Origin of the sequence: Streptomyces chiangmaiensis (assembly GCF_036281785.1) — a bacterium.
Taxonomy (GTDB): Bacteria; Actinomycetota; Actinomycetes; order Streptomycetales; family Streptomycetaceae; genus Streptomyces; species Streptomyces chiangmaiensis.
In genome coordinates this window covers 1-13,487 of the sequence record NZ_JAYWVC010000026.1, presented here as the reverse complement: position 1 = coordinate 13,487, position 13,487 = coordinate 1, and the positions used below count along the sequence as shown (strand labels likewise).

The following is a 13,487-nucleotide window of genomic DNA, read 5'->3' as shown; positions in this document are numbered from 1 at the left end:
TCAGTACCTCGGTGCCTTACGGGACCGCTGCACCCGCGTGGTGCGGCGGTCCTTGGCGTTCCAGCAGGCCTTGTGCCAGTGCCGGCGGTCGTCCACCCCCGCGTGCTCCGGCCAGGCCACCACGTGCGGGACGCCGGAGGGGATCATCTGGTCGCAGCCCGGGCAGCGGTAGGTCTTGCCCTCGGCGCCGGCGCCCGCCACATGGCGCACGCTCCAGTCCTCGCCCTGCCAGCTCTCGGTGGACTGCCAGCCGCCGTAACGGGACCTGTCGTCGTCGTCCGCGCTCCGGCCGGACGAGCCGGACCCCTTCGGTCGGTTGCGACGCGGCGACACGGAACACCTCACGGGCTGTACGGGGGCTTGGGCACTGTCCAGCCTACGCGGCGCGAGCAGGGGTACGCGTTCGTCACCATCGTCGACGGAACCCTCCCTCGACTCATTCTGCAGACAATCCGCAAATCTCTCCGTCCAGCCGTGACTTGGGCACTTGTCATGCAGTTATGCCGCGTGGGGGAGCTCCGCGTCGGAGCCAGGAAAGCAGGAAGTGCGATGCGCGTAGGAAGTTTTGTACTGGCAGCCCAGTTTCCGGGACAGGGCCAGGGGGAGGCGCTGCACCGCGCGGTGCGGTCGGCCGAGGCCGCCGAGGAAGCGGGTCTGGACACGGTGTGGCTGGCCGAGCACCACTTCGTGCCGTACGGGACCTGTCCGTCGGCGATCACCCTGGCGGCCCTCCTGTTGGGCCGCACCCACCGGATCAGGGTCGGCACGGCGGTGAGTGTACTGCCCACCGCCCACCCGGTGGCGCTCGGCGAGCAGGCCGCGCTGCTGCACGTGATCTCGGGCGGGCGGCTCTCCCTCGGGGTCGGGCGGGGCGGGCCCTGGGTGGACCTGGAGGTCTTCGGCTCGGGCCTCGGGGCCTACGAGACGGGGTTCCCCGAATCACTCGATCTGCTGGTGCGCTGGCTGCGCGAAGCGTCCGTCGCGGCCGCGGGCGAACGATTCAGCTTCCGTGAGGTCCCCGTGGTCCCCCGTCCGTCGGAGTCGCTCACCGACGCCGCAGGGCCCGAGGTCGTCGTCGCCTGCACCTCGCCGTCGAGCGTACGGCTGGCCGCCGAGCGGGGACTGCCGATGTTGCTCGGCATGCACATCGGGGACGAGGAGAAGGCGGAAATGGTCGCGGTGTGGCGGCAGTTCGCGCGCGCGGCCGGGGTCGACGGCGAGGTGATCGCGGGTGCCGGCCATGTCTCGGCCGGCGTCTGCCAGATCGCCGACCGGCGCACGGACGCGGTGGAGGCACTGATGAAGGCGATGCCAGGCTGGCTGAAACAGGGGCTCGACGCCCATGTCACGGTGGACGGCCGCGCCCGCTCGATGCGGGATCCACTGGCCTACACCGAGCTGCTGTGCGCGCTGCATCCGGTGGGTACCCCACGGTTGTGCGTCGACCGGCTCACGGCGACCGCGGAACGAACCGGCATCGCACGCTTCGCCCTGCTCGTGGAGGGCTCGGGCGACCTCGTGGCCACGGAGGAGAACGTACGGAGGCTGGGTGCCGAGGTGCTCCCCAGGCTCCGGTGAACCGCCGGGCCGGGCCCGTCACCCGGCCTGGCGGGAGCTTGCCGCTCCGGTACAGATGCACCTCCCGTGTACGGAGCGGCAAGCAGGGGGCCTCGCGTGCGTCAGCAGTCGCGCAGTTCGGGCGACTGGTTGAGCAGCTGACTGCGGACCGAGGTGAAGCGCGCCAGTGTGTCGTCCACCGAGGAGTCCAGCGGGAACACCGCCACCCGGTGGCAGTTCTGGAAGGCCAGGCGCACTCCGAAGTGCCGCTGCAGGGCGCCGCGTATCGCGTCACTCGCGAGCGCACGCAGCAGCTGTCCACGTGCCTGCTCGTCCGGCGGGGGCGTCTGGTTGTCGGCGAACTTGCCGCCGTCCACCTTCAGCTGGGCCACCAGGGAGCTGATCATCTCCCACGCGTAGGGCAGGGAGGTCCGGACGCAGTCGACGAAATCGGCTTCGTCGACCTCGCCTCGCTCGGCCTGTTCAAGTAGGGCCGGTGAGACGTCGAGCGACATGGGTTCTCCTCTCGCACCCCCAGACAACAGGGGTTGACGGACAGGGATGGGGGCCCGTGGTGCCGAACACGCTGAGTACACACCGCGCGACCTCCCGTGCACTACGGTAAGCAACGGACCGTGACGGCACCAGGAGAATGCGCACACAGCGAACTCCCACTAGGCACACAACCAGCCATTGACGAACAGGGGCATCCCGGAAGAAAGCGTGGGGCTCCTGAGGTCGCGCCGAGGAGACCCCGAAGCCAGTGCGAGGGGGCGGGAAGGCGGCCGAAGGGGCACGGACGGGACGGTCGGCCACAACGCACGGGAAACGGCCGAGAGATCACGGGAAACGGGTGGGCGGCGTGGATGGGGCGGGCGGCTCACGAGGTCGAATCGCGTCGGGGACGCGGCGTCGAGTAGCGTTGCCGACCATGCGTCTCGTCATTGCCCGGTGTTCCGTCGACTACGCGGGCCGCCTCACCGCCCACCTTCCGTCCGCACCCCGTCTGATCCTCGTGAAGGCGGACGGCAGCGTCTCCATCCACGCGGACGATCGGGCCTACAAACCCCTCAACTGGATGTCGCCGCCCTGCACCCTGAAGGAAGGCGAGGGGGACGAGGCGGGCGTCTGGACCGTCATCAACAAGGCGGGCGAGAAACTGATCATCACGATGGAGGAGGTCCTCCACGACTCCTCGCACGAACTGGGCGTGGACCCGGGCCTGATCAAGGACGGCGTGGAAGCACACCTGCAGGAGCTGCTCGCCGACCGCATCGAGACGCTCGGCGAGGGCTACACGCTCATCCGGCGTGAGTACATGACGGCGATCGGCCCGGTGGACATCCTGTGCCGGGACGCCGCGGGCGGGACCGTGGCCGTGGAGATCAAGCGACGCGGCGAGATCGACGGCGTGGAGCAGCTCACCCGCTATCTGGAACTGCTGAACCGGGATCCGCATCTCGCCCCGGTCCGCGGCATCTTCGCGGCCCAGGAGATCAAGCCGCAGGCCCGTGTGCTCGCCACGGACCGCGGCATCGGCTGCACGATCCTGGACTACGACGCGCTGCGGGGCGTCGAGGACGACAAGCTGCGGCTGTTCTGAGGGGCGGGGCACCACGACGACCAGGGCCGGGTCCGGAGAACGGATCCGGTCCTTTGTGCCGCCACGAACCGGTGGGGCCCTCAGATCACCGGGCCCGTGCCCGACGGCGTACGCGGGTCGGTGCCGCCCGACGGTGCGCCTGCCGAACTGCTCGACGCGGCCGGGGCGCTGGACAACGCCGGGCTGCCGGCCGAGCCGGTGGTGCTCGGAGTCGTCGGCTCCGTCGGCGTGGGCGCCGAGCTACTTGGCGAGGGCGACCCGGTCACCGATGTCGACGGCTTCGACGTGGGCGACTTGGACGGCGACTTCGTCGGCTTCGGACCCTTCGTCCTCGTAGGCCCGTCGAGCGGCGACCGGCTCGTGCTGCTCGGCGTCGGGTCGTCCGACGTGCCGTACGTCCCGTCCCGGCCGGGGCCCGTCGGCGTCGGCGGCTTCGTGGTGCTGGAGACGTCCCCGCTGTCGTCCCCACCCGCTTTGTCCGCGCCGATGCTGTCGTCGTCGGCGCCCTGGCTCGCCGAGGGGCCCACGCGGACGTTCTCGGGCGGGGTGCTGGGGTCGTTGTTCGACGTCATGCCGAGCGTCACGACCGTGCCGAGCAGGGCCGCCAGCGCCGCTCCCGCGCCCGCGGCCACCAGGTTGCGCCGGGTGCCCTTCACCACGCCTTGCACGCCACCGGTCCCGGTTCCGGCCCCGCTCCCGCCGTCGGGCTGGGCCGCGGCCCGGTGCGTGACCAGGGTGGCCGTGTCTCCGATCGGGACGGGCGCACCGAAGCCGGCCGGTACACCGCCGGGCGGCGAAGCGGACTCCTCGTGCCGTGCGTCCGGCACCTCCTCGCCCGCGGCGGTACGCCCGCCGGGCGGCGTCGCCCCGGAACGGTCGGCGACCAGCGCGAGGGCGCGCCGTCCGGCGACCGTGCCCCGCTTGTCGGCGAGGGCGCCGCGCAGCCCGATGGAGGCCTCGAGCTCCGCACGAGCCCGGTCGAGCTGACCGCCGCAGAGCGCGAGGATGCCCAACTCGTGGTGGAAGTAGGCCTGTTCGCCGACCTCTCCGACGAGCCGGGCCGCCTCGGCCCCGGCCCGCAGCGCCCGCTCCCAGGCGCCCCACTGCAGCCCCGCGGCGAACGCGGGCGCCGCCTGGCGGGCCAGCCGTACGGCGGGGTTCTCCTCGTCGTCGTCCGACGGTGTGGTGTCCGGCATCACGGCGGTCAGCGCGGCCAGCACGGCGTCGGCCTCCGCCGCGACCCTCTCCGGTGTGACGGAGGGGTGCCCGGCCCACCAGGTGTAGTGCTGGGCGGCCCTGAGCGCGTACTCCCGCGCGCCGGTCGCGTACCCGGCCGCCTCCAGCTGGGTGAGCACCCCGGCCGCGAGCCGGTAGCGGGAGCCGACCGGCGAGACCAGCGCACAGGCGACGAGCTCGGCGAGCGCCGCGTCCGCGTAGGTGTCGTCGACGAGCGCCGGCAGATGCGTCTGGTGGGGCACCTCACCACCGAGCGCGACCGCGAACTTCAGCGTCTCGCGCGCCGGCACGCTCAGCCGGGAGGCGAGCAGCGGAGCTGCCGCGGCGGCCTCTGCGAGCGACGGCAGCGGGACGTCGCGGCCACCCCCGGCGTCAAAGGGCGCGTCCACCGGGACGTCCTCGAAGACGCCGAGCTCGTCCACGGCGCTCTCGTCGGCCCGCTGCCGGTCACGCTGCCGCAGCAGCGCGCCGGCCTGCATGAAGCGCAGCGGCAGCCCCTCGGACTCGAACCACAGGTCGCCCGCCCAGTTCGCCTCCTCCTCGCTGAGGTCGCGGCCCACGGCCTGCTCGAGCAGCTCGACCCCGCCCGCACGGTCGAGTCCGCCGAGGAAGACCTCCTCCACGTGCGAGTCGGCCGAGGGCGTGGGCACGTCGGGCGTGGCGGAGAGCAGGAACGCGCACTCGGGTGTGGCGTCGAGAAGCTCGTCCAGCGCGCTGCCGCCGAACTCCAGGTCGTCGAGGACCACCACGGCGCCGATCTCGTGCACGTACTGCAGCAGCTCGTCCTGCCCCGGACGGTACAGGGGCGCACGGTGGACGGCGGCAAAGAGGTCGTACAGGACGTCGCTTGCGGTGCGGCGGCTGCCGGAGAGGCGGACGACGCCGTCGGGCGCAAGGTCCGAGCAGTCGTCGGCGACGACGTCCAGAAGCGCGCTGCGGCCGGAGCCGGCGGGTCCGGTGAGACGGACCGAGCGGCCACGGGCAAGGAGCCTCACCAGTCGCTCGCGTTCGTCTTGGCGCTCCAGCAGCGCCGGCTGCCGCTGGACGGGCCCCGGCGGCACGGGCGGCCGGGTGGCGGCGGCGCGCGCGACCCGCTCCGCCACGGCGTACTTCACCGGTCGCGCGTGCCCGGAGGTGTCCGCGGGCGGGCGGACCTCTATCTCACTGCCGTCGACAGGGTTGACGGTGAGCAGGAAGTCGCCGGACACGAGCTCGACGGTCCGGGCGAGTGCGGGTACCGGCTGTCCGAAGTCCGGCGTCATGGGGTCCCGCGGCGGGCGCTGACGCGGCGTGTCTCGGGCGCCGTCGTGGCCGTACTCCTCGGGTCCCGTGGTGTTCGGGTCCATTGGTCCAAGCCCCCCAAAAGCGTCGCGTGCCTGAGCCCCTCCCGGCCTCGCTGCACACTGCGCTGTCGCTTCTGGTCCGGTGCCCGCTCAAGGGTGTCGGGCGGCGGGCAGCCGAACCCTAAACCTTCGCACAGTATCTCTGACAAGCCGGGGTACCGTGCCGTCCGAGACGTCACAGTCTCGTGAGGATTGCGTGCGACGTGCCATTCGTCGGCGTTCACTCCCGTGACGCACCGCACTCTGCTCACACCCGGGGGAGGGACTCCACCCCGATGCCGCCCTCGATGGCCAGGATCCGGTGCAGCCGGGTGGCCACCAGCAGACGCTGCATCTGCGGTGGCACACCGCGCAGCACCAGCCGCCGACCGCACCGACCGGCCCTCCGATGGACTCCCATGATCACCCCGAGTCCGGTGGCGTCCCAGGAGTCCAGTTCGGACAGGTCGAGGATCAGGTCGCCGCCTCCGTCGTCGACGGCCGCATGCAGGACCGTACGGGCGTCCGCCGCGCTGTGGACGTCGAGGCGGCCCCCGACGACCACCCCGGCGTGGTCGCCCCTGATGTGCATATGCGCTCCCCGAAAGTGCGTCGCTTGTACTCCGCATGGTGGTTGTGCAACTTCTGACTGCCCGAAGGACGATCTGGTTGCCGTCTGTAAGCGAACCGATACCGAATTCACCCCATGGGGTGATTCGCCCACGGTGCGTGCGGATTCAGTACGTGTAGAAGCCCTGCCCGCTCTTGCGGCCGAAGTCACCGGCGTCAACCATCCGGCGCATCAGCTCCGGCGGAGCGAACTTCTCGTCCTGGGACTCGGTGTAGATGTTGCTGGTGGCGTGCAGCAGGATGTCGACGCCCGTGAGGTCGGCCGTGGCCAGCGGACCCATGGCGTGGCCGAAGCCCAGCTTGCAGGCCAGGTCGATGTCCTCGGCGCTGGCCACGCCCGACTCGTACAGCTTGGTCGCCTCGACGACGAGCGCCGAGATGAGACGCGTCGTCACGAACCCGGCCACGTCGCGGTTGACGACGATGCAGGTCTTGCCCACGGACTCGGCGAACTCACGCGCGGTGGCGAGGGTCGCGTCGCTCGTCTTGTAGCCCCGGACGAGCTCGACGAGCTGCATCATCGGCACCGGCGAGAAGAAGTGCACACCGACGACCCGCTCCGGGTGCTCGGTGGCCGCCGCGATCTTGGTGATCGGGATGGCCGAGGTATTGGACGCGAGCACGGTGTCCCCACGGACCAGCTTGTCCAGCGTCCGGAAGATCTCGTGCTTGACCTCGAGCTTCTCGAAGACCGCCTCGACGACGACGTCCGCGTCGGCCGCCGCGTCGAGGTCGGTGGTCGGGGTGATACGCGCGAGCGCCGCGTCGGCGTCGTGCGCCTCCAGCTTGCCCTTGCTCACGAACTTGTCGTACGAGGCCTTGATGGCGTCCGTGCCACGCGTCAGCGCCTCCTGGGTGACGTCACGCAGGACGACGTCCCAGCCGGCCTGAGCCGATACCTGGGCAATACCGGCACCCATGAGTCCGGCTCCGATGACGGCAAGCTTCCGTGCCACTGTGCGACTCCCCTGACGCGTTACGTATGCCTCTCGGCCGGACCCTAGCGCTCGTGAGGGGCCGTGTGACCGGTTAGTAATGCGCGTCACGTCTCACATGACGGACTTCACACCGCCACGGGTCATTCCGGGGCCCGGACGGCGCAGTTGGACACCTTCTCACTCAACGGCCCCTCCATGTCGTCGAGAAGCACGAGCACCTCACGCGGCACTTCGCCCGGATTGCACCTGTTCGTCATCCCCCCGTCGAGAGGGCTGTCATCGTCGGGTCCACCCAGGCGATCTGACGGGCGATCAGCATGGGCGGCGCATCGCCGGGTGTGGCGCCGGTCTCCTTGCGCGGCGCCTCGTCGAGGTCGGCGAGGACTCGCCTGCGCCGCTCCCGCGCACCCGTCGGGAGGGCCGGTCGACGACCCCCGTCGTCGTGGGACGGCGGCGCTCTGCCCTCCGGTGGACACCGCCCGGGCCCCGCACGCCGTGGCCCCCGCGCGACGGCCCGCTTGCCGTACGGGCCCCGGTCGCCCCCGGCCCCCGTGTGCCCGCCGTGACGGTGGGCACACGGGTGTTCCGGACTGCCCGGGCGTAACTACGCTGGTCACATGGTCAATCTGACGCGCATCTACACGCGGACCGGCGACAGCGGGACGACGCACCTCGGTGACATGAGCCGGGTGCCGAAGACCGACCTGCGAATCGCCGCGTACGCGGACGCCAACGAGGCGAACGCGGTGATCGGCACCGCGATCGCGCTGGGGGGACTCGACGAAGGAGTCGTCAAGGTCCTCACCCGCGTGCAGAACGATCTGTTCGACGTGGGCGCGGACCTGTCGACGCCGGTGGTCGAGAACCCCGAGTTCCCGCCGCTGCGGGTCGAGCAGTTCTACGTCGACCGGCTGGAGGACGACTGCGACCGCTTCCTCGAGCAGCTGGAGAAGCTGCGCTCGTTCATCCTGCCCGGCGGCACGCCCGGCGCCGCCCTGCTGCACCAGGCGTGCACGGTCGTGCGGCGCGCCGAGCGCTCTACCTGGGCCGCGCTGGACGTCCACGGCGAGGTGATGAATCCGCTGACCGCGACCTACCTCAACCGGCTGTCCGATCTGCTGTTCATCCTCGCCCGGTACGCGAACAAGGAGACGGGCGACGTGCTGTGGGTGCCCGGCGGGGAGCGCTGAGCCGCGCTCCCGGCCGGTCAGCGGTCGCCGGCGTCCTGCGCGGCGTCCCGGTCCGCCTGCGCGAGTGCGGACTCGGCGGCGGACACCGCCTTCTGCACCTCGGCGACGTCCGAGGGTTCCGCCGAGGGGGCCACGGACGAGGAGGGCGTGGCCGGCGCGCCGTGGTCCCCTGCGCAGCCCGCGGTGAACCCCACCAGGAGAACCACCACGGGCACCGCCCAGCGCAGCGCTCGCGGACCCCGCATCAGCTCGCCGCCTTGCCGTTGTCGTGGGCGGCGCACCACGTCTTGACGCCCTCCAGGTCCTTCCGGCGCTGCTGAAGTGTCGGCACCAGGGACTTGCGGAAGGCGAGCCGGTCCTCGAGGAACGTGGCGATCTCGTCGTGACCCGCCTTCTTCGCGTTGTCCACGCGCCGCTGCAGCCGCGCGACGGATCCGCGCACGCCCGCTCCCCCGTCGAGCCGCTTCAGCGCCCGTTCGATCCGCCGGTCGATCTTCGGCACCCGCTTGCACAGCGCGTGCGCCCCGTCACCCGTGGGCGCGGGCGCGGGTGAGCCGTCGGCCGCGGCCGCTCCGGTCCCGGTCGCCAGCAGGGCCGCCGTCGCCAGCCCCGCGAGCAGGGTGCGCCGTCCTCGTCGTGCGTTCATCTCCGCCTCCGTTCCGGACGGCCCGTCGTCCGTCCTCTGCCGCCGGAGGCTAGAAACCGACTTTGTGGGAACTCTGTGACCGGTTTGCCTCGGCTGTTCCGATCAGCCAGTCCCGTCGGCCGGGCAGCTCCCCGCCGGCCCGGGGCAGCCGTACCTCGAAGCGCGCACCGACGCCGTCCGGTGCGTCCGCCACCATGACGCTCCCCCGGTGCAGCGCCGCCTGCTGGGCGACCAGGGTCAGGCCGAGACCCGAGCCGGCGCTCTCAGGCCCCCGCAGGAACCGTCCGAAGATCCGGTCGCGCGCCTCGGGCGGCACGCCCGGACCACGGTCGTCCACCGCGATCACGACCTCGGTGCCGGCGCCCCGCACGCCTACCGCCACCCATGCCCGGCCCTGCGCGTCCCGGCCGTGCGCCAGAGCGTTGGCGAGCAGGTTGTCCAGCAGCAGGCGCAGTCCGGGCTCCCAGCCGTGCACGGTCAGCCCGGGTTCGGCATGCAGGGTGATCCGGGCGCCCGGATCTCGCCGCCCGGCCTCGGCGACCGCCGCGTCCGCGCTCTCCGCCACGTCCACCGTGCGGAACGCCTCCGCCTCCACGAGGTCGCCACGCCCCAGATCGCGCAGCATCACCAGCAGGCCGAGGAGGCGGGCGTGCTCACGGCGCAGATCGGTGAGGACCTCCGTACGGTCCGGCTCGGGCAGGCCGGGGTGGTCCGCGAGGATGTCGAGGTTGGTGCCCATGCTCATCAGCGGCGTCCGCAGTTCGTGCGAGGCGGCGGCGGAGAAGGAACGCGCCGTCTCCAGGGCCTCGCCGGTACGGGCGGCCTGTTCGTCGTAGCGGGCCAGGACCGTCCGGAGGGTGGCCGCGAGCTCGTCGACCTCTCTCACGCCGGTGTGCTCGTGGTGCAGCCGGGTGGTGCTCCTGCACGGGTCGAGGCCCGCGGTACGGCGGCCCAGGCGGCGCAGCGGGCCGGTGGCGCCCGTGGCGACGCCCCAGGCGAGCAGGCCGGACAGGGGGGCGGCGAGCAGAGCCGTCAAGACCACGCGGCGGCGTACGAGCCGGACCTGGGTCCGGTCGGCGGTGTCGGCCTGGAACACCCAGAGGGTGCCCCGAGCACGCGCGATCTCGACCGGCACGGACAGCGCCCGCCAGCTGTGCCCGTCCTGGCGCACCGTGACCGGTGCGGTGGCCTGCGTCGGCAGCGCGACCGAGGCACCGGGCTGCGGTCCACCGCTGAAGGTCGCGGTGGGCCCGACGACGCGTATGCCGACGTCGAGCGCCGCGTTGTAGAGCCGCCGTTCCCTGGTGTCGGCCGCCTGGGGCCGGCCGGCGGCCGTGGCACGCAGCAGGGCGCGGGCGTCCGGGAGCACGGACACGGCCCGCTCGCGCAGATGGCGGTCCTGCTCCCGGTGCAGGTCCTGAGCGACCAGGCGGAGCAGCAGCCAGCCGGAGGCGAGCACGAGCAGCGGGACGGTGAGTCCCACGGCGAGTCCGATACGGGTGGACAGTCTCATGGCGACTCCACGGTCGGCCGGGACTCCGTACCCCTGGCGGCCGGCCCCGTCACGGCTCGTCCCGCAGGACGAAACCCACTCCGCGCACGGTGTGCACGAGCCGCTTGCCGCCGTGCGCCTCGAGCTTGCGCCGCAGATAGCTGACGAAGGTGTCGACCGCGTCGGTTCGCACGTCGAAGTCGTATCCCCACACCCGGTCGAGGAGCTGGTCGCGGGTGAGGACGAGGCCCGCGTTGCGGACGAGCACCTCGAGGAGTTCGAACTCCCGCCGGGTCAGCTCCAGGGCCCGGCCGCCCCGGTGCGCGGTGCGCGCCGCCGGGTCGATCACCAGGTCCGCCACCCGAAGCGTGTCCCGGTCCACGGGCGGCCTGCGGCGCAGCAGGGCGTGCAGCCGCAGCACCAGCTCCTGCAGGGCGAACGGCTTGACGAGGTAGTCGTCGCCGCCGGCCTGGAGTCCGGCGATGCGGTCGGCGGTCTCGTCGAGGGCGGAGAGCATCAGGACGGGCAGGTCCTGACCGTCGTCGCGGAGCCGGCTGCACACCTCGATGCCGCTCATGCCGGGCATCGACACATCGAGGACGAGCACGTCCGGCGGCGTGTCCCGGATCGCTGCCAGCGCCTCGGGGCCGCTGCCGGCGGTGCGTACCCGGAAGCCGCCGAGGCGCAGTCCACGCTCCAGCGAGCGGCGGATGGCCGCGTCGTCGTCCACGACGAGCACCGCACCGGGGCGCATGCCCTTCATCCGCCCTCCCGGATCCGCTTGCCGTCGGGTCAGGGTACGACCCTGTTCCGGACGGGCGGCAGCCGGGCGCAGGCACGGAAGTTCGGGCTGTGGACCGCCAACTGCCCGCTGGTCCAGACCTATTGACCGATGGTCCAGACCTTTCTACGCTCGCAGCACAGTGGGCGTGAAGGCTCAGTCATGCCCCTGACCCCCTGGCGCACAACGACCGAAGGAGGCGCGGAATGCGCTTCAGACACAGAGCCGCGGCGGGGTTCGCCACCCTGCTGCTCCCGCTCGCCGGCCTGGTGGGACTCGCCGGTCCCGCACATGCCGACACCTCGGCCACCGCCACCTACGCCAAGACCCTGGACTGGGGCACCGGCTTCGAGGGCAAGTGGACCGTGAAGAACACCGGGACCACCACCATCGGTTCCTGGACGATCACCTGGGACTTCCCCTCCGGTACGTCCGTCACCTCGGCGTGGGACGCGGACGTGACGAGCTCCGGCACCCACTGGACCGCCAAGAACAAGTCCTACAACGGCACCCTCGCCCCGGGCGCCTCCGTCTCCTTCGGCTTCAACGGAACCGGTTCCGGGGCACCGAGCAACTGTTCCCTCAACGGCGCGAGTTGTGACGGCGGCACCGTCCCCGGCGACAACCCGCCCTCCGCACCCGGCACTCCGACCGCCTCCGACATCACGGACACCTCGGTGAAACTGTCCTGGAGCGCGGCGACCGACGACAAGGGCATCAAGAACTACGACGTGCTGCGTGGCGGCGCCAAGGTCGCCACCGTGACGACGACGTCGTACACGGACACCGGTCTGACCGCCGGCACCGACTACTCCTACACCGTCCAGGCCCGCGACACCGCCGACCAGACCGGCCCGGCCAGCGGCTCGGTCGCGGTGCACACCACGGGCGGCGGCACCAATCCCCCGCCCACCGGCGACAAGGTCAGGCTCGGCTACTTCACCGAGTGGGGCATCTACGGCCGAAACTACAACGTCAAGAACCTGGTGACGTCCGGCTCCGCCGCGAAGATCACGCACATCAACTACGCCTTCGGCAACGTCACCAACGGCCAGTGCGCGATCGGCGACTCCTACGCCGACTACGACAAGGCCTTCACCGCCGACCAGTCGGTCAGCGGCGTGGCCGACACCTGGGACCAGCCGCTGCGCGGCAACTTCAACCAGCTGCGCCAGCTCAAGGCGAAGTACCCGAACATCAAGGTGCTGTGGTCCTTCGGCGGCTGGACCTGGTCCGGTGGCTTCGCGCAGGCGGCGGCCAACCCGGCGGCCTTCGCCCAGTCCTGCTACAACCTGGTGGAGGACCCACGCTGGGCCGACGTGTTCGACGGCATCGACATCGACTGGGAGTACCCGAACGCCTGCGGTCTGAGCTGTGACACCAGCGGGGCGGCGGCCTTCAAGAACCTGATGTCCGCGCTGCGCGCCAAGTTCGGCTCCAACTATCTGGTCACCGCGGCGACCACGGCCGACGGCTCCTCCGGCGGCAAGATCGACGCCGCCGACTACGGGGGTGCGTCCCAGTACGTCAACTGGTACAACGTGATGTCGTACGACTTCTTCGGAGCCTGGGCGGGCCAGGGCCCGACGGCCCCGCACTCCCCGCTCACCTCGTACAGCGGCATCCCGGCGCAGGGCTTCACCACGGCCGACGCGATCGCGAAGTACAAGGCGAAGGGCGTACCCGCGAGCAAGCTGCTCATCGGCATCGGGTTCTACGGCCGCGGCTGGACCGGTGTCACCCAGGACGCCCCGGGCGGCACGGCCACCGGCCCGGCGCCGGGCACGTACGAGCAGGGCATCGAGGACTACAAGGTGCTCAAGACGTCCTGCCCGGCCACCGGCACGATCGCGGGCACGGCGTACGCCCACTGCGGCAGCAACTGGTGGTCGTACGACACCCCGGCCACCATCGGCACCAAGATGGCGTGGGCCAAGACCCAGGGTCTGGGCGGCGCGTTCTTCTGGGAGTTCAGCGGTGACACCAGCAACGGCGAGCTGGTGAGCGCCGTCAACAGCGGCCTGTCGTAAGGCGGCCTCCACCGGGCCGCAGTCGCCCCTCCCGGATTCGTCCGGGGGAGACGGCTGCGGCT

13 protein-coding genes are annotated in these 13,487 nt (G+C 71.6%); 4 read left to right on the top strand and 9 right to left on the bottom strand.

The features are described from left to right. Entirely contained in the window at positions 1 to 333 is a 333-nt protein-coding gene (locus VXC91_RS11390; RefSeq protein WP_329507001.1) for an ATP/GTP-binding protein, read from the bottom strand. Between the two features lie 216 nt (positions 334 to 549). On the opposite strand from VXC91_RS11390, the gene VXC91_RS11385 reads away from it, so the two are divergent. Then, positions 550 to 1,578, top strand: coding sequence for an LLM class flavin-dependent oxidoreductase (locus VXC91_RS11385; protein ID WP_329507000.1), 1,029 nt, complete (start codon positions 550 to 552; stop codon positions 1,576 to 1,578). Between the two features lie 101 nt (positions 1,579 to 1,679). On the opposite strand, the gene VXC91_RS11380 is transcribed toward VXC91_RS11385, so the two are convergent. Further along, a complete protein-coding gene (locus tag VXC91_RS11380; RefSeq protein WP_329506999.1) occupies positions 1,680 to 2,072 on the bottom strand; it encodes an SCO5389 family protein in 393 nt (130 codons plus the stop codon). A 416-nt stretch (positions 2,073 to 2,488) separates the two neighbouring features. Between VXC91_RS11380 and nucS the strand changes: the two genes are divergently transcribed. Then, the gene (gene nucS, locus VXC91_RS11375) at positions 2,489 to 3,160 is read left to right on the top strand and encodes an endonuclease NucS (protein ID WP_329506998.1); all 672 of its coding nucleotides are present in this window, start codon (positions 2,489 to 2,491) and stop codon (positions 3,158 to 3,160) included. 80 nt (positions 3,161 to 3,240) lie between these two features. On the opposite strand, the gene VXC91_RS11370 is transcribed toward nucS, so the two are convergent. The 3 genes from VXC91_RS11370 to VXC91_RS11360 form a co-directional block, all read right to left on the bottom strand. Then, the gene (locus tag VXC91_RS11370; RefSeq protein WP_329506997.1) at positions 3,241 to 5,742 is read right to left on the bottom strand and encodes an ATP-binding protein; all 2,502 of its coding nucleotides are present in this window, start codon (positions 5,740 to 5,742) and stop codon (positions 3,241 to 3,243) included. A 244-nt stretch (positions 5,743 to 5,986) separates the two neighbouring features. Further along, entirely contained in the window at positions 5,987 to 6,310 is a 324-nt protein-coding gene (locus VXC91_RS11365) for an STAS domain-containing protein (protein WP_329506996.1), read from the bottom strand. 145 nt (positions 6,311 to 6,455) lie between these two features. Beyond that, positions 6,456 to 7,304, bottom strand: a complete 849-nt coding sequence (locus tag VXC91_RS11360; RefSeq protein ID WP_329506995.1) for a 3-hydroxyacyl-CoA dehydrogenase family protein — start codon at positions 7,302 to 7,304, stop codon at positions 6,456 to 6,458. 599 nt (positions 7,305 to 7,903) lie between these two features. On the opposite strand from VXC91_RS11360, the gene VXC91_RS11355 reads away from it, so the two are divergent. Beyond that, positions 7,904 to 8,476, top strand: coding sequence for a cob(I)yrinic acid a,c-diamide adenosyltransferase (locus tag VXC91_RS11355; RefSeq protein ID WP_329506994.1), 573 nt, complete (start codon positions 7,904 to 7,906; stop codon positions 8,474 to 8,476). Between the two features lie 17 nt (positions 8,477 to 8,493). Here VXC91_RS11355 and VXC91_RS11350 read toward each other — a convergent pair whose 3' ends face one another. From VXC91_RS11350 to VXC91_RS11335, 4 genes are read right to left on the bottom strand one after another with little or no spacing between them, the layout of a single operon-like run. Next, a complete protein-coding gene (locus VXC91_RS11350) occupies positions 8,494 to 8,721 on the bottom strand; it encodes a hypothetical protein (protein ID WP_329506993.1) in 228 nt (75 codons plus the stop codon). Continuing rightward, positions 8,721 to 9,122, bottom strand: a complete 402-nt coding sequence (locus tag VXC91_RS11345) for a hypothetical protein (RefSeq protein WP_329506992.1) — start codon at positions 9,120 to 9,122, stop codon at positions 8,721 to 8,723. Before VXC91_RS11345 ends, VXC91_RS11350 begins: the two co-directional genes overlap by 1 nt. A gap of 49 nt (positions 9,123 to 9,171) precedes the next feature. Further along, complete coding sequence (locus VXC91_RS11340; protein WP_329506991.1) at positions 9,172 to 10,635, bottom strand: sensor histidine kinase; 1,464 nt, start codon at positions 10,633 to 10,635, stop codon at positions 9,172 to 9,174. Positions 10,636 to 10,684: 49 nt separating this feature from the next. Then, complete coding sequence (locus VXC91_RS11335) at positions 10,685 to 11,377, bottom strand: response regulator transcription factor (protein ID WP_329506990.1); 693 nt, start codon at positions 11,375 to 11,377, stop codon at positions 10,685 to 10,687. Positions 11,378 to 11,601: 224 nt separating this feature from the next. On the opposite strand from VXC91_RS11335, the gene VXC91_RS11330 reads away from it, so the two are divergent. Further along, positions 11,602 to 13,425, top strand: coding sequence for a glycoside hydrolase family 18 chitinase (locus tag VXC91_RS11330; protein ID WP_329506989.1), 1,824 nt, complete (start codon positions 11,602 to 11,604; stop codon positions 13,423 to 13,425). Positions 13,426 to 13,487 lie beyond the last annotated feature (62 nt).

What these genes read in the sequence shown, in the direction of transcription:
- VXC91_RS11380 (WP_329506999.1), bottom strand. Translation starts at nt 2,072, where the DNA reads ATGTCGCTCGACGTCTCACCGGCCCTACTTGAACAGGCCGAGCGAGGC.
- VXC91_RS11365 (WP_329506996.1), bottom strand. Translation starts at nt 6,310, where the DNA reads ATGCACATCAGGGGCGACCACGCCGGGGTGGTCGTCGGGGGCCGCCTC.
- VXC91_RS11370 (WP_329506997.1), bottom strand. Translation starts at nt 5,742, where the DNA reads ATGGACCCGAACACCACGGGACCCGAGGAGTACGGCCACGACGGCGCC.
- VXC91_RS11335 (WP_329506990.1), bottom strand. Translation starts at nt 11,377, where the DNA reads ATGAAGGGCATGCGCCCCGGTGCGGTGCTCGTCGTGGACGACGACGCG.
- VXC91_RS11350 (WP_329506993.1), bottom strand. Translation starts at nt 8,721, where the DNA reads ATGCGGGGTCCGCGAGCGCTGCGCTGGGCGGTGCCCGTGGTGGTTCTC.
- VXC91_RS11345 (WP_329506992.1), bottom strand. Translation starts at nt 9,122, where the DNA reads ATGAACGCACGACGAGGACGGCGCACCCTGCTCGCGGGGCTGGCGACG.
- VXC91_RS11355 (WP_329506994.1), top strand. Translation starts at nt 7,904, where the DNA reads ATGGTCAATCTGACGCGCATCTACACGCGGACCGGCGACAGCGGGACG.
- VXC91_RS11340 (WP_329506991.1), bottom strand. Translation starts at nt 10,635, where the DNA reads ATGAGACTGTCCACCCGTATCGGACTCGCCGTGGGACTCACCGTCCCG.
- nucS (WP_329506998.1), top strand. Translation starts at nt 2,489, where the DNA reads ATGCGTCTCGTCATTGCCCGGTGTTCCGTCGACTACGCGGGCCGCCTC.
- VXC91_RS11330 (WP_329506989.1), top strand. Translation starts at nt 11,602, where the DNA reads ATGCGCTTCAGACACAGAGCCGCGGCGGGGTTCGCCACCCTGCTGCTC.
- VXC91_RS11385 (WP_329507000.1), top strand. Translation starts at nt 550, where the DNA reads ATGCGCGTAGGAAGTTTTGTACTGGCAGCCCAGTTTCCGGGACAGGGC.